The organism is uncultured Jatrophihabitans sp., from assembly GCF_964251945.1.
In the GTDB taxonomy this organism is placed as follows: domain Bacteria; phylum Actinomycetota; class Actinomycetes; order Mycobacteriales; family Jatrophihabitantaceae; genus Jatrophihabitans.
Window position 1 is genome coordinate 67972 of record NZ_CAXULP010000003.1, and the last position, 15408, is coordinate 83379.

Here is a 15408-nt window from a genome sequence, read left to right on the forward strand (position 1 = left end):
CTCGGCTTATGAAGGCAGGTTGACTCGCAGATTGTCGACGGAGACCGTGATTGGCGCATTGGTCGAACTGCTGGAGTTCGTCGAGGAAATCGCGACAGTGCCCTGCGCCTGCAGTCCGGCAGTGGTGTCCGTCGCGCTGACCTGCCAATCCGCGGGCTCGGCAGCGCTGGCAGCCCACACCTTCGCGTTCAAGGTCGTCGTGCCCGAGCCGAGGGTCTGCAGCCGCACACGCAGTGGAGTGCCGGCGGTATAAGTCAACCCGGAGATAGTCGTGGCAGATGTCAGCACGGCGTCGGACGTTGTGTAGCGAATGAGCTGGATGCTCACTGCGCCGCTTGGCGCGACCAGCACCTTTGCCCGATAGGCGCCCTGACCGGAAATCCGACGACCGGCCAGCGTGAAGGACGTGCCACCCCCGGTTGGCTTTTTGTCCAGGGAGAACGTGACGGCTGCGTCGGTCTGCAGCGCAAACTGACTGAAGTAGGCGTTGACGGTCGCCCCGGCGCCCAGGCTCATCCTGCCCACGCCACCGGCGACTGCGGCGGACGCCGCGGGGCTCGTCGTCCATGAACCGCCGACGTCGGCCGTGCCCCAACCGGAGCTCGTCGATCGGCCGAAGTCGTCTGCGGCCAGCTGCGTCGTCACTCGCAGCGTGTCGACCGAGGCGGTGATCGGCGCGTTTGTCGCATTACTCGCATACGACGGATTGATCGAAGGGTTGCCCGCCGCCTGCAGCTCGGGTGTGCTGTCCGACGCGCTGACCTTCCAGGTGGTCGGCTCGGCGCCAGTCGTCGACCACACCTTCGCGGTGATCTGTGTCGGGTTCACTCCGACCGTTTGCATTCGCACGCGCAACTGCGTGCCGGCGGTGTAGGTCAGCCCGCTGACGGTCGACGCCGAGCCGAGCGACGTCGTCCCCGTCGTGTTGTATCTGTTCAACTGAATGCTGACGGCGCCGGTCGAGGACACCAGGACCTTCGTGCGGTAGCCGCCCTGCCCGGAGATCCGTCGGCCGACGACGCTGAACGTGTAGCCCAAACCGGTCGGCGCCTTGTCCAAGGCGAAGCTGACGCTCGTGTCATTGGTGATCGAGCTGGTCGAACCGAGTGCGGCGCTGCCGGACACGCCGGCGCCCAGCGCGATCGTGCCAGCGCCGCCGCTGACCCCGAAGCTTGCCGAGGGTGACACCGACCACGAGCCGCCGACATCAGCGGCGCCCCAGCCCGATGTGACGGAGCGCTGGAAATCGTCGTAGGCGAGGGTGGTGGCCGGCGTCGGGGCGAGCGACCAATGCAGGGCGATGGCGCCCGCCTGACGGGCGTACCCGTCGACGGCGATGTAGTAGACCTTGCCGCTGGTGGCCGCGAACGTGAGCTGGCTTTGCGTGACTGAGCCGCTGACGTCGTCATTGCTCGCGATCGTCGTCAACGCGCCCACCGCGGAGCCGGTGTACACCCCGAGCAACGTGTCGATCTTGCTCGTCAACGTGTCGAAGGTGGCCAATCCGCTGCTCGGCGCAGTCCACCGGTACCAGACCGAACTGCCACCGGGCTGGCCGGCGTGGTTCGGCTCGCCCGGCTCCTTGCTCGCGGCGACGTTGGACCCTGTGCTGCTGCCGCTCGCGCCGGAGATCAACTTCGGCGCGGCGAAGGCGTCGTTCGCGGGTGCCGGGGTCACTGTCACCTTGACGGCGCCCGTGGCGCGATTGGCGCCGTCCACGGCGACGCTGTACACCGCACCCGCGGTGGGGACGAAGCTCACCCTGCTCTGCGGCAACCCGGCGCCAGCCGCGTCGTCGTTGCTCACGACCTCGGTGAGGTTGTCCACGGACGATCCGGTGTAGACCGCGAGGACGGTGTCGAACGCGCTGCCCAACGTGTCGAAGGAGACCGACTTGTTGCTGGGCGCCGTCCACTGGAACCACACCGAATGCCCACCTGGTTCGTTGGCGTGGTCCGGCTCGCCCGATTCCTTGGACGCCCCGACGTTCGTCCCGCTGACACTCCCGCTAGTAGCGGGAAGAGCAACCGGCGTCGCGAAAGCGTCGTTGCTCGGCGTTGGCGTCCACGACAGCGAAATTGCTCCGGACGCGCCGCCGTAGCCGTCGACCGCGATCGAGTAGACCGTTCCTGACGTCGCAGCAATGATGACCTGGCTGGTATTCAATGATCCGTCGTCATCGTCGGCTGCGACCGGCATGAGGCCGTTGACGGCCGTGCCGACGTAGGCCGCGAGCACGGTGTCGAAGTCGCTGCCCGTCGTCGCGAACGAGAAATTGCCGGTGCTCGGCGCGGTCCACGAATACCAGACCGACTTGCCTCCGGGCGTGCCTGCGTGATCGGGCTCGCCCGCTTCTTTCGACGCGTCGAGGTTCGTCCCGGACGACGTTCCGCTCGCGCCCGTCACCGTCGTGGCCGAGGCGAACGCGTCATTGGCGGGCGCCGGCGGCGTCCACGTCAAAATGATGGCGCCGAAGTCGCTCTGATATCCGTCGACGGCAATGCTGTAGACGGTGCCCGCCGTGGCGGCAAGCGTGACCCGGCTGGTGCTGACTGTCGCGTCGGCGTCGTCGTTGCTCACGATCGGGGTGAGCGAGCCGACCGCGGCGCCGGTGTAGACCGCAAGCAGGGTGTCGAACGAGCTGCCGGTTGTCTCGAACGTGTAGTTCCCGGTTGTCGGGGCGGTCCACCGGTACCAGACGGACGTCGAGCCGTCCTCGCCGGCGTGCTGTGGCTCGCCGGCCTCGCGGGTGGCGTTGACGTTGCTGTCGCTGACGGCGCCACCGCGCCCGGAGAGGACGCGGGCCGCGGCGAAGTTGTCGTTGGCGGGCGCAGGCGCCGACCAGGCCAGCGTGATCTTGCCGGCGGCGCCGGACTTCCCGTCCACCGCAATGCGGTAAACGGTGCCCAAGACCGCTGTGAACGACGCCTTGCTGGTCTGCACCGATCCGCTGTCGTCATTGCTGGCAATCGATGTCAACGCGCTGACCGAGCTGCCCGTGTACACCGCCAACAGGGTGTCGAATGACGAGCCTGCGGTCTTGAAGGTAAAGGTGCCGTTCCCCGGCGCCGTCCACGAATACCAGACTGACTTTCCGCCGGCATTGCCGGCGTGGTTTGGCTCGCCGGACTCCTTCGTCGCGGTGGAGTTCGTGCCGCTGACCGAGCCGGCGCCGCCGAAGATCGGCTTGGCTGACGCGAACAGGTCGTTGGCCGGCGGCGGTGCGCCCCAGCGGAGCGTGATCGGTCCGGCTGCGCCGTTGTAACCGTCGACGGCGATGGAATACACCGTGCCGCTCGTCGGGGTGAAGGTTGTCTGACTCTGGCGCAGCCCCGCGGCGGCATCGTCATTGCTTGAGACCAGGGTGAGGTTGTTGACGGCTGACCCGGTATACACCGCGAGCAACGTGTCGACGTTGCTCGTCAACGTGTCGAACGAGACGGCGGCGGCGCTCGGTGCGGTCCACTGATACCAAATGGACGCGCCGCCCGCGTTGCCTGCGTGCTGAGGTTCGCCGGTCTCCTTCGTCGCACCGGCATTGCTGCCGGCGCTGGTGCCGCTCGCTCCGGACACGACCGTCGGGGTTGCGAACGCGTCGTTGGCCGGCGGCGGTCCCCAGGTGAGCGACGTCGAGCCCTGGGCGGCGTTGAAACCGTCGATCGCGATGCGGTAGACCGTTCCGGCGTTCGCGAAGAACGTCAGCTGACTCTGCACCGTGCCGGTTGCCAGGTCGTCGTTGCCGGCGACCAGCGTGAGGGCGTTGACCGCGTTGCCCGTGTACACCGCGAGCAGCGTGTTGAAGGACGATGTTCGCGTGTCGAAGGAAACTGTGCCGCTGCTCGGCGCCGTCCACTGGTACCAAATCGACTTCCCGCCGGGGTTGCCGGCATGGCTGGGCTCGTTGGTCTCCTTCGTCGCGCCGGCGTTCGTCCCGCCGACGTTGCCGCTGGCGCCGGAGATCACCGTCGCGGCCGCGAAGGCGTCATTCGCCTGCGCCGGACCGGCCCAGTTCAGGACCACCGACCCTGAGGCGCGGCCCGCGCCGTCGACGGCGATGCGATACACCGAGCCAGCCGTGGCACTGAAAGAGACCCGGCTGCGCGTGCTGTCAGCGGAGACATCGTTGTTGCTGGCGATGGACGTCAGGCTGTCGACGCTCTGGCCGATATAGACCGCGAGCAGCGTGTTGAACCCACTGGGCAGGGTGTCGAAGCTGACCGTGCCGCTGTTGGGCGCGATCCACCGGTACCAGAGCGAGGAACCGCCGGCGACACCTGCGTGGTCGGGCTCGGATGCCTCTTTCGTGGCGCCCGTGTTCGACCCCGAGATCGATCCGCTCACGCCCGATAGCTGGATGGGCGTCGCAAACGCGTCGTTCGCCGGCGGCGGTTCCCACGACAACGTGACGTTGCCGCTCGCGCCGGAGTAGCCGTCGACCGCGATCAGGTACGCAGTGCCGCTGACGGCCGCGAAGCTCGTCCGACTTTCTCCAGCCGAGCCGGCGACGGCGTCATCGTTGGCAGCGATGGCCGTCAGCGCGCTGACCGAACTGCCGGTGTAGGCCGCGAGCAGGGTGTCGAAGCCGCTGCCGAACGTGTTGAAGGTGATGGTGCCGCTACTCGGGGCGACCCAGCGATACCAGATCGACTTGCCGCCGACGTTGCCTGCGTGGTTGGGTTCGCCGGTTTCTTTGGTGGCGTCGACGTTTGTGCCGCTCGCGCTGCCGGCGCCCCCGGCAAGCGTCACTGAAGAGGAGAACGCGTCATTGGCCGGGGGCGCTGCAAGGGCGGCCGGCGCTGCGACGAAGACCATCGACAGCAAGGCCAGGCTGGCCACAACGACCCAGCGCAGCATGAACAGCTTCAAAGTCGGCACGAGTGTCCCCCGGTTCGCGCGGATATCCCGCGAACCGGTAGTAACTCCGCCGGCGGTCACGAGAATGCGGCCCAGACCTATCAGACGCAACACGGCAGCGAAAATCGAGGCAGCTGAGTTGCCCAGGAATGTCGCAATTGCGTCGCAATTCTCATAAACTACTGCTTTAGCGGTAGTAGTTATCTACTGCTTTAGCGGTAGTAATTCAGCTGCGGCCCGCACCTGGGACTTGGCATTGTTTATCGGCCTGTTATTTGAGCCCAAATTAATCTTGGCCGGACCCCGCGCCAGCACCCCGACCGCCCGGCTCGGCGGCGGTGTCCACGCGGGCTAGATTGAACCCGTACCGGTGCCCAGACCCCGCGCCGTCCTGAGCTACAACGGCCGTGCTGCGTCGAGGGGTCTGCCATGCAGGATGCGGAACGCGACGACTTCGTCGACCAACTACGGGTGCGGGACAGCGAGATCGAGGGCCTGCAGGCCGCGTTGCGCGCGTCGCGGCGCATCGGCGTGGCCATGGGGATCTTGATGGCGCTTCACAAGATCGACGCCGACGAGGCGTTCCGGCGCCTGAGCACGTCGAGCCCAGCTCGTCAACCGCAAGGCCCGGGACGTCGCCGAGGACGTGATCGAGACGGGCGAGCTGCCGACTCCGGCGCCATCGCGGCGGCAGACGACGTGCCGGTACCAGCGCCCGGCGTGAGCCCTGCCGGGGGTCGACGGTGATCATGGTGTGGGCCCTTCAAGTGCGGTGGCTAGGCTGACCGACGCTCGCCGGGCCGGTCGCGCTTTGGCGTGCGTGACACCGTCCCATCCCTCGGAGCGCTCGGTTGCTACGCCTGCTGAACGTGGTCGGCGCCCTCGTGGTCGCCTGGCTGGTCGCCGGCTACCTGCTCATCGTCGACCCGTCCACCGACAAGCCGCGGCACGTGGACGCGATCGTGGTGCTGGGCTCCCCGGATTACGGCGGCGCGCTGCAGATGGGCATCACGCTGAGCAAGCAGAAGTACGCGAGCAACCTGTTGGTGTCCGCCCCCGGATCGGCGTACGACCGCAACCTATGTCGCGCCGGACTGCGCGACGTGCACGTCACCTGCTTCATGCCCAGCCCGGCCACCACCCAGGGCGAGGCGCAGGCGGTGTCCCGGATGGCCGTGCGGATGCGGTGGAGCTCGATCATCGTCGTCACGCCGATCTACCACGTGAGCCGATCGCGCTGGCTGTTCGACCGTTGCTTCAAGGGACAGGTGTACGTGATGGGCACGCGCCGGTTCCTGGACTGGGGCGTGTGGCGCCAGCAGTTCCTGTACGAGTCGGGCGCCTGGTTCAAGGCGATCGTGAAACGCTCGTGTTGAGCACCGAGCGACGATCCGCGCTGACGTCATCAAAGGTGGCGCTCGGAGCGGCGTGGCGCGGGTTGCGGCGATTCTTCAGCCTGATCGTGCTGGTGGCACTGGTGATCATGGTGACGCTCAACCTGCACGGCATGCGGTTCGGCGGCAAGCACGTGCACCGGGTCACCTACCGCATCACGGGGACAGGGCCGGCGAGCATCGTGTACGCCGAGCCGCTCGACGATGGAAAGTTGCTCAGGGTGATCCGGCACGTGCCCCTGCCGTGGTCGCGCACGGTGGTGATGAGCGGCGACGTCGCCGACTACGAGTTGATCGCGAAGAGCAACTCGCGGCGGGTTCAGGCGCACATCGAGTGCGTGCTCGCGGTGGACGGGAACACGGCGTGGACCGCGCGGCTGACTGCACCACTGGCGAAGGTGCGGTGTTACGGGACGCCGTACATCGGCCGGTGAGCGGCCTTGGCCGACCACCGCTGCGCGAAGCGGCGGGACGGCCGGTTGACGCCTCCGACAGCACGGGTGGCGAGCGCATCCGGCAGACTGATCGGCGTGAAACCGGATCCGTGGGGACGCGACCCGCGCAGCGTGCGGTTCTGGGGCTGGGTCACCGTCGCCGTCACCCTGGTCGTGCTGGCGATCGTCCTCCTGATCGACATGCCCTGGACGAAGTGCAAGTGCTGAGCTAGCGAGCCGGGCCGGCCGGGCCGGCGCGGGTCAGCCGTTGATGGCCTCGTTGATCCGGTAGAGGGCGAAGAACAGCAGCGTGAAGGCGGCGACCCAGATCAGCACCGAGCGGACCGGGTCGCTGAGGACGACTGTCCGGAACCGGTCGAGCTGAGCCGCGCCGGAACGGGCGTCCAGATCGCGACTGCGCGCGTGCGAGTGCCGGCCACTGCCAGCAGCCGCCGTTGCTACCGGAGCTGCCGGCGCTGCCGGCGCCGCTGTGGCTGCCGGCGCTGCTGCGCGAGCCAGCAACTCGTGCGCCGGAACGGCGTCCGGCGAGGACGGCCGCGGCCGCGGACGGGGTCGAGCGGGCCGGTTGATCGCGGTGTCCGTGCTCACACCCCACGAATACCCATTCCGGCGGCGCCACCCACTGGATCAAAGCAACGAATTCATCGCGGGGTCCAGCGTCATAGTATTCAGCTGGAGCTGTATTACGCCCGTGACACACCTCGTCACGAAGCACCCGGCGGACAGAGCGCGCAGATCAGCCGGTGCGGGCGATGACGAGCTGGGTGAGCGCCTCGAGCGCGTCGCGGGCGGGCACGTCCGGCAAGGTGTCGAGGGTGGCCCGGGCGCGGTCGGCGTAACCGCGCAATGTCGTCCGGGCCTGCTCGATCGCCGGCGAGGATCGCAGCAGGGCCAAGGCCTCAGCGTGTTCGGCGTCGTCGACCAACGGGTGCGACACGAGCGTCCGCAACCGCTGCGCCTTCGTCGCGCTGGTCGTGAACTCGCCGCCTTCGGCGCCGCGACCCTCGCCGCCGCGCAACGCGTAGAGCACCGGCAGCGTCGGCACGCCCTCGCGCAGATCGGTGCCGGGCGTCTTGCCCGACTCGACGGACTCCGAGGCGATGTCGAGGATGTCGTCGCTGATCTGGAACGCGACGCCGATCTGCTCGCCGAAGTCGCGCAGCCGGGCGATCACCGGGGCGTCCACGCCGGCGAAGTGGGCGCCGAACTCGGCGGCCGTCGCGATCAACGAGCCGGTCTTGTCGGCCAGCACGGACAGGTAGTGCTCGATCGGGTCGGCGCCGGGCCGCGGGCCGACCGTCTCGTTGATCTGGCCGATCACCAGCCGCTCGAAGGTCTGCGCCTGCAACCGGACGGCCCACGGACCGAGATCGGCCAGGATGTTCGACGCGCGGGAGAACAGGAAGTCACCGGTGAGGATCGCGACCGAGTTGTCCCAGCGCGCGTTCGCCGACTGGCTGCCACGCCGGACGAGCGCCTCGTCCATGACGTCGTCGTGATACAGCGTGGCCAGGTGGGTGATCTCGCAGACGACGGCGGCGTCGACGACCTCCGGCCGGGACGCGTCGCCGAAGTGCGCGGCCAGCACCGACAGCAGCGGCCGGAACCGCTTGCCGCCAGCCTCGACCAGATATCCCGCCGCGTTGGCGACGAACTCGTCGTCGGAGTGCACCGCCTTGCGCAGGGCCGACTCGACCGCGTCCAGCCCGGCGCGGACCGACCGCTCGAGCGCCGGGTCGTCGAAGGAGACGCCGAGCGCGGCAGTGGTCATCCGAGCAGTTTCGCAGCCTTGCCCGCTAGGTCGATGACCGGCTGCGGGAACAGGCCCAGCACCACCGTCACCGCGACGCCGAACGTCAACGCCACCGTGGTCGACCAGCCCGGGATCGCGATCGTCGGGCCGTTCTCCGGCGGCTCGGCGAAGAACATCAACACGACGATCCGCAGGTAGAAGAACGCCGCGATCGCCGAGCAGACGAGCGCGATGACGACGAGCGGCGCCGCCACGTGGTAGGCCGCGCGGAAGACGAAGAACTTGCCGGTGAACCCGGAGGTCAGCGGGATGCCGGCCATCGACATCAGCAGGATCGTCATCACCACCGCGACCACCGGGCTCTTGCGCGCGAGCCCCGACCACTGGGACAGCCGGGTCGCCTCGCCGTCGGAGTCGCGCACCAGCATCAGCACGCCGAACGCGGCGAGCGTGGTGAAGCCGTAGGTCAGCAGGTAGAACAGCACGCTGGAGATGCCGTCCTTCGTCAACGACACCACCCCGACGAGGATGAAGCCGGCGTGCGCGATGGAGGAGTACGCGATGATCCGCTTGATGTCCGTCTGGGTCAGGCCGAACACCGCGCCGACGACCATCGAGGCGATCGCGGCGCCCCACACCACCGGCCGCCAGTCGTTCGCGGTGGAGCTGAAGCCGACGTAGAGCACCCGCAGGATGGCACCGAACGCGGCGACCTTCGTGCAGGCCGCCATGAACGCGGTCACCGGCGTCGGCGCGCCCTGGTAGACGTCGGGCGTCCAGGAGTGGAACGGCGCGATGCCCGCCTTGAACAGCAGGCCGACGAGCAGCAACGCCAGCCCGACGTAGAGCAGCACGTCGGACCTCGTCGAGGTGCGCGCCGCGGTCAGGATGTTCGGCAGGTCGACGGAGTCGGCGTAGCCGTAGAGCAGCGCGAGCCCGTAGAGGAAGAACGCGGACGCGAACGAGCCGAGCAGGAAGTACTTGACCGCGGACTCCTGCGACAGCAGCCGCTTGCGCCGTGCCATGCCGGCCATCAGGTACAGCGGCAGTGACAGGATCTCGAGCGCCACGAACATCAGGATCAGGTTGTTCGCGATGGGAAAGATCAACATGCCGGACACCGAGAACAGCAGCAGCGGGAAGATCTCCGTCTGCACCCGGTCGGTGCGCGAGAGCCGGCGGTCTTCCGGCGAGCCGACGATCTGCGCCGACGACGCGACGATCGAACTGCCGACATCGACGCTGCGCTCGGCCATCAACAGCGTCGACATGATCGCCAGCAGCACGACCGTGCCCTGGATGAACAGGCCGGTCTTGTCGACGGCGAGCGAGCCGGCGAACGGCAGGTCGGTGCCGCGCGGCGTCGGCGTAGTCGTCGTGTGGTTGCGCACCGCGACCGCCGCGATCAGCGCGCCCAGCAGGCCGGCGAGCGTCAGGCCGACCTGCACGTTGAAGCGCTCGGCGCGCGGCACGACCGCCTCGGCAAGCACGCCGAGCAGCGCCGCGCCCAGCACGATGAAGATCGGCAGCAGCGCGACGTAGGCGACCGAGGGGGTGGTGATCGTCGCGGTCGGAGCGGCCGCCAGCAACGTCGCGCTCACTTGTGCACCTCCGCGACGGGACCGTACTTCGGGGTCGGGTCGGTCTGATGGACGTTGGTCAAGGTGTCCTTCACCGCCGGGTTGATGACGTCGAGCACCGGCTTCGGGTAGACGCCGAGGAAGACGATCAGCGCGAGCAGCGGCGCCACCGCGAAGATCTCACGCGCGTTGACGTCGCGGAAGCGCTTGACCTTCTCGCTCACCACGCCCTGGAACGTGCGCTGGTACAGGTACAGCACGTAGATCGCGGCCAGGATGATGCCGGTCGTCGCGATGATCGCGAAGCCCTTGTAGCGGGTGAACGTGCCCACCAGCACGAGGAATTCGCTGATGAACGTCGACAGGCCGGGCAGCGCGAGCGCGGACAGGCCGGTGAGCAGGAAGAGCCCGGCCAGCACCGGCGCGACCTTCGCGACGCCGCCGTAGTCGTCGACGTTGCGGCTCTTGCCGCGGGCGATCAGCAGGCCGACGACGATGAACAGCGCGCCGGTGGAGAAGCCGTGGTTGACCATGTAGAGCACCGCGCCGGTGCCGCCCTGCGTGGTGAACGCGAAGATGCCCAGGCCGATGAAGCCGAAGTGCGCCACCGAGGTGTAGGCGACGAGCCGCTTCATGTCCCGCTGGCCGATCGCGAGGAACGCCGCGTACAGCACGCCGATCACCGACAGCACGAGGATCGGCTTGGCGAAGTAGCGCGACGCGTCCGGGAACAGCGGCAGGCAGTAGCGCAGGAAGCCGAACGTGCCCACCTTGTCCAGCACGCCGACGAGCAGGGCCGCGCCGCCGGCCGGCGCCTCGGCGCCGGCGTCCGGCAGCCAGGTGTGGAACGGCACCAGCGGCGCCTTGATCGCGAAGGCGATGAAGAAGCCGAGGAACAGCCACTTCTGCGTCGCGTCATTCGGCAGCGGGTGCGCGATCAGCGTCGAGATGGAGAACGAGCCGGTGTTGCTGGTCAGGTAGAGCCCGATCACCGAGGCCAGCATCAGCAGGCCGCCGACGAGGGAGTACAGGAAGAACTTCATCGCCGCGTACTGCCGGCGCGGGCCGCCGAAGCTGCCGATGATGAAGTACATCGGCACGAGCATCGCTTCGAAGAACACGTAGAACAGGAAGACGTCCATCGCGGTGAACACGCCGACCATGAAGAACTCGAGCAGCAGCAGCAGCGCGAAGTAGTTCTTCACGCTGCGCCGCTTGGCCGGCTTCGCGTCGTCGGCCGGCGGCGCCTCTTCGGCGCCGGCTTTGCTGTCGAGGGAGTTCCAGCTCGCCAGCACAACGGCCGGGACGAGCAGCACCGCCATCGTGACGAGCACCAGCGCGATGCCGTCCACCCCGAACGCGATGTGCGCGCCGAACGCCTTGATCCACGTCCAGCTGCCGACGTACTGGAAGCGGCTCGCGCCGTGCCCGGTGTTGAAGCTGAACAGCACGACGAGGGTGTAGACGACGACGATCAGCGACACCGCGAGGGTGACCTGCTTGGCGAGCTTGGCGCGCGCGTTCGGCAGCGCGTAGACGACGCCGGCGCCGACGAGCGGGATCAGCACCAGGATCAGCATGGTGGGGCTGTGCGGAGCGCTCATCGACTGGTCTCCCGGCTGTTCGCGCGAGCGCTCATTGGAACCGCACCGCCAGCAGGACGGCGACGATCGCGACGGCGCCGCCAAGCATCGTCAGCCCGTAGCTGCGCACGAAGCCCGTCTGCACGCGTTTGACCCGGGCCGAGCCGCCGCCGAAGCCGGCGGCGAGGCCGGTGACCGCGCCGTCCACGCCCCGGTTGTCGAAGTAGACCAGCGCTCGGGTGAGCCACTGGCCCGGCTTCATCAGCAGGTTCTCGTTCGCGGCGTCGGCGTAGAGGTTGCGCCGGGCGAGCGTGGTGACCGGCGAGACGCCCTGCGGCTGGGTGGCCGGCACCTGGCGGAACGCGAACACGCCGCCGGCCACGCCGAGCGCCATCACCACCAGCGTCAGCACGCTGAGCACCACCGGCGAGATGGTGTGCACGCCGGCCTCGATCGGCTTGCCGACCGACGGCGTCAACCAGTGCTGCACGCCGCCGCCGACGATCAGCACGAAGCCGCCGACGAGCGCGAGCAGGCCGAGGATGAGCATCGGGATCGTCATCAGCGGGCCGGGGTCGTGCGGGTGCACGCCGTCTTCCCAGCGGCGCTTGCCGAAGAACGTCATCACGAGCGCGCGGGTCATGTAGAACGCGGTGATGCCGGCGCCGAGCAGCGCGCAGATGCCGAGGACGTAGCCGGAGGCGCCGTGCTTGTCGAAAGCCGCCTCGATGATCTTGTCCTTGGTGAAGAACCCGGTGAACGGGATCATCCCGATGATCGCGAGATAACCGCAGACGAAGACGAAGAAGGTGATCGGCATGACCCGCCACAGGCCGCCGAAGCGGCGCATGTCGATGCGGTCGTTCATCGCGTGCATGACCGAGCCCGCCGACAGGAACAGCGATGCCTTGAAGAAGCCGTGGCCGAGCAGGTGGATGATGCCGATCGCGTAGACGCCGGGGCCGAGCCCGACGGCCAGGAACATGTAGCCGATCTGGCTGACCGTCGAGTTGGCGAGCACGCGTTTCAGGTCGTCCTGCCCGCAGCCGGCGATGCACCCGTACAGCAGGGTGATTGCGCCGATGATCGTGACGACGGTGCGCGCCGCTTGGGACGCGTCGAAGATCGCGCTCGAGCGGGCGATCAGGTAGACGCCGGCGGTGACCATCGTGGCCGCGTGGATGAGCGCGGACACCGGGGTGGGGCCTTCCATCGCGTCCGGCAGCCAGGTCTGCAGCGGGAACTGGCCGGACTTGCCGCACGCGCCGAGCAGCAGCATCAGCGCGATGGCGGTGGCGACGCCCGTCGAGGCGTGCATACCCGGCGCGAAGCCTGGGTCGATGTCGCCGCCGAAGTGCGGCAGCACGCCGGCGAAGGAGGTGCTGCCGAAGTAGGCGAACATCAGCATGATCGCGATGGACAGCCCGACGTCGCCGACGCGGTTGGCGAAGAACGCCTTGTTGCCGGCCGTCGCGGCCGAGTTGCGGTTGAAGTAGTAGCTGATCAGCAGGTAGGACGCGAGGCCGACGCCCTCCCAGCCGACGTAGAGCAGCAGGTAGCTGTCGGCCAGCACCAGCAGCAACATCGCCGAGATGAACAGGTTGAAGTAACCGAAGAAGCGGCGGCGGCCGGGGTCGTCGGCCATGTAGCCGACGGCGTAGATGTGGATCAGCGAGCCGACGCCGGTGATAAGCAGGACGAAGACGAGCGCGAGCGGGTCGAGCAGCATGCCGGCGTCGACGTGGAAGCCGCCGACCGGCACCCAGCTGAACAGGTGGCGGTCGACCTCGCGGTTCGTCTGGCCCTTGACCGAGAAGAACAGCACCGCGGCGTAGACGAACAACGCGACCGGCACGAGCGCGCCGAGCCAGTGGCCCCACTTGTCCGCGCGCTTGCCGGTCAGCAGCAAGATGGCAGCCGACAGCGCGGGGATGGCGACGAGCAGCCACACCCCCGACTGGACGCCGGTCGCTCCGATCAAGGTCGGTGCCTCTCTAGTACTTCAGCAGGTTGGCGTCGTCGACCGACGACGACCTGCGGGTGCGGAAGATGGCCATGATGATCGCGAGGCCGACGACGACCTCGGCGGCGGCGACGACCATGACGAAAAACGCCATGACCTGTCCTTCGAGATCGCCGTTGATGCGGGAGAACGTGACGAGCGTCAGGTTGACGGCGTTGAGCATCAGCTCGATCGACATGAACACGACGATCGCGTTGCGGCGCACGAGAACCCCGACCGCGCCGATCGTGAACAGCGCAGCAGACAAGACCAGGTAGTACGTCGGCGTCATGATCTTGTCTCGCTGTCGGAGTAGTCGGACGGGTCGAGGGCGCGCGGGTTGTAGCCCGGCACGTCGTGGAAGTCCTCCTGCCCGATCATGACCGACTCCCGCGACGCGGTGCCGTCCGGCAGCAGCGCCGGCGTGCCGATCGAGTTGCCGGTCGACAGCACACCGGGCCCGGGCAGCGGCTGCGGCCGGCCGGAGCGGATCCGTTCGCGGGCCAGCGACTTCTGCGTCGGCTTCGGCCCGTCACGCTCGACGTGCGCGAGGATCATCGCGCCGACGGCGGCGACGATCAGCAGCGCGGACGTCACCTCGAAGGCGAACAGGTACTTGGTGAACAGCAGCTCGGCGAGCGAGTTGACGTTCGCGCCGCCCGCGTTGGGCTTGTCGAGGTTCGTCGGCTTGACGCCCTTGAACGCCCGGCCGACCGACAACGCGACGAGCAGCGCGAAGCCGACGCCGAACAGCGCGGCCGCCCAACGCTGCCCGCGCAGCGTCTCGACGATCGAGTCGGAGGAATCCCGGCCGACGAGCATCAGCACGAACAGGAACAAGATCATGATGGCGCCGGTGTAGACGATGATCTGCACCAGGCCGAGGAACGGGCCCTGCTGGATCACGTAGAACGCGCCCAGGCTCATCATCGTGGCAACCAGCGACAGCGCCGAGTGCACCGCGTTGCGGAACAGCACCATGCCGATCGCGCCGGCGAGCGACACCGGCCCGAGGATCCAGAACGCGATCGCCTCGCCGAGCGGCACCTCGCCGTTGACCAGCGCGTTGCCGGCCAGGATGGTCGTCGCGGTCATCCGCGGCCTCCGTGCCGGCCGACCTCGATCGCGTGCCCGGTGAGCGGCTTGCCGGCGACGTTCGCGGTGCTCTGCGGCTCGCCCTGCTGCATCGGCGCCTGCACCTCGATCGTGTAGTAGTCCTTCTCGTCGTCGCCGAGGCGCATCGGGTGCGGCGGCGCCTCCATGCCGGGCAGCAGCGGCGCCATCAGCTGCTCCTTGGTGTAGATCAGCTCCTGGCGGTTGTCGAGCGCGAGCTCGTACTCGTTGCTCATCGTCAGCGACCTCGTCGGGCACGCCTCGATGCACAGCCCGCAGAAGATGCAGCGCAGGTAGTTGATCTGGTAGATCGCGCCGTACCGCTCGCCCGGCGAGTACCGCTCGGTGTCGGTGTTGTCGCCGCCCTCGACGTAGATCGCGTCCGCCGGGCAGGCCCACGCGCACAGCTCGCAGCCGACGCACTTCTCCAGGCCGTCCGGGTGCCGGTTCAGCACGTGCCGGCCGTGGTAGCGCGGCGCGGTCGGATAGAAGTCGTACGGGTACTGCTGGGTGTAGACCTTCTTGAACATCGTCGCGAACGTCAGGCCGAAGCCCTTGGCGAAGCCGAGCGGGCTCGCCGTCGGCGTCGGCGAGTGCGCGACCGCCGGCCGCTCGCCGGCCGGCGCCACATCGCCGCCGGTCGAGGCCGGCAGCGCAGTCGCGCCGGTGCGCTC

At 68.2% G+C, this 15408-nt stretch carries 13 protein-coding genes; 4 read left to right on the forward strand and 9 right to left on the reverse strand.

From position 1 onward, the window contains the following. Positions 1 to 6 precede the first annotated feature (6 nt). Positions 7 to 4875: a beta strand repeat-containing protein gene (locus tag ACFFBG_RS07760; RefSeq protein ID WP_375477358.1), complete on the reverse strand. Its 4869-nt coding sequence runs from the start codon at positions 4873 to 4875 to the stop codon at positions 7 to 9. 408 nt (positions 4876 to 5283) lie between these two features. Between ACFFBG_RS07760 and ACFFBG_RS07765 the strand changes: the two genes are divergently transcribed. The 4 genes from ACFFBG_RS07765 (at position 5284) to ACFFBG_RS07780 (ending at position 6910) form a co-directional block, all read left to right on the forward strand. Further along, the gene (locus tag ACFFBG_RS07765) at positions 5284 to 5601 is read left to right on the forward strand and encodes an ANTAR domain-containing protein (RefSeq protein WP_375477360.1); all 318 of its coding nucleotides are present in this window, start codon (positions 5284 to 5286) and stop codon (positions 5599 to 5601) included. A gap of 104 nt (positions 5602 to 5705) precedes the next feature. Then, the gene (locus tag ACFFBG_RS07770; protein ID WP_375477362.1) at positions 5706 to 6230 is read left to right on the forward strand and encodes a YdcF family protein; all 525 of its coding nucleotides are present in this window, start codon (positions 5706 to 5708) and stop codon (positions 6228 to 6230) included. Then, entirely contained in the window at positions 6224 to 6682 is a 459-nt protein-coding gene (locus ACFFBG_RS07775) for a hypothetical protein (protein WP_375477364.1), read from the forward strand. Before ACFFBG_RS07770 ends, ACFFBG_RS07775 begins: the two co-directional genes overlap by 7 nt. A gap of 96 nt (positions 6683 to 6778) precedes the next feature. Beyond that, the gene (locus ACFFBG_RS07780; protein WP_375477366.1) at positions 6779 to 6910 is read left to right on the forward strand and encodes a hypothetical protein; all 132 of its coding nucleotides are present in this window, start codon (positions 6779 to 6781) and stop codon (positions 6908 to 6910) included. A gap of 33 nt (positions 6911 to 6943) precedes the next feature. Here the strand turns inward: ACFFBG_RS07780 and ACFFBG_RS07785 are convergent, their stop codons facing one another. The 8 genes from ACFFBG_RS07785 to nuoI all read right to left on the reverse strand — a co-directional run bounded on the left by ACFFBG_RS07785 (position 6944) and on the right by nuoI (position 15264). Then, positions 6944 to 7291, reverse strand: a complete 348-nt coding sequence (locus tag ACFFBG_RS07785; protein WP_375477368.1) for a hypothetical protein — start codon at positions 7289 to 7291, stop codon at positions 6944 to 6946. 148 nt (positions 7292 to 7439) lie between these two features. Then, the gene (locus ACFFBG_RS07790) at positions 7440 to 8474 is read right to left on the reverse strand and encodes a polyprenyl synthetase family protein (protein WP_375477370.1); all 1035 of its coding nucleotides are present in this window, start codon (positions 8472 to 8474) and stop codon (positions 7440 to 7442) included. Beyond that, positions 8471 to 10057 (reverse strand): NADH-quinone oxidoreductase subunit NuoN, encoded by a 1587-nt coding sequence (nuoN, locus tag ACFFBG_RS07795; protein WP_375477372.1) that lies wholly within the window; start codon positions 10055 to 10057, stop codon positions 8471 to 8473. Before nuoN ends, ACFFBG_RS07790 begins: the two co-directional genes overlap by 4 nt. Then, positions 10054 to 11640, reverse strand: a complete 1587-nt coding sequence (locus ACFFBG_RS07800; protein ID WP_375477374.1) for an NADH-quinone oxidoreductase subunit M — start codon at positions 11638 to 11640, stop codon at positions 10054 to 10056. The genes nuoN and ACFFBG_RS07800 overlap by 4 nt, the downstream gene beginning before the upstream one ends. Positions 11641 to 11671: 31 nt before the next feature. After that, positions 11672 to 13597: an NADH-quinone oxidoreductase subunit L gene (nuoL, locus tag ACFFBG_RS07805; protein ID WP_375478143.1), complete on the reverse strand. Its 1926-nt coding sequence runs from the start codon at positions 13595 to 13597 to the stop codon at positions 11672 to 11674. Positions 13598 to 13613: 16 nt separating this feature from the next. Beyond that, positions 13614 to 13913 carry an NADH-quinone oxidoreductase subunit NuoK gene (gene nuoK / locus ACFFBG_RS07810; RefSeq protein WP_375477376.1) on the reverse strand — a complete coding sequence of 100 codons (300 nt, stop codon included), beginning with the start codon at positions 13911 to 13913 and terminating at the stop codon, positions 13614 to 13616. After that, positions 13910 to 14716 (reverse strand): NADH-quinone oxidoreductase subunit J, encoded by an 807-nt coding sequence (locus ACFFBG_RS07815; RefSeq protein WP_375477378.1) that lies wholly within the window; start codon positions 14714 to 14716, stop codon positions 13910 to 13912. The genes nuoK and ACFFBG_RS07815 overlap by 4 nt, the downstream gene beginning before the upstream one ends. Continuing rightward, entirely contained in the window at positions 14713 to 15264 is a 552-nt protein-coding gene (nuoI, locus tag ACFFBG_RS07820) for an NADH-quinone oxidoreductase subunit NuoI (protein WP_375478145.1), read from the reverse strand. The genes ACFFBG_RS07815 and nuoI overlap by 4 nt, the downstream gene beginning before the upstream one ends. Positions 15265 to 15408: the final 144 nt, after the last annotated feature.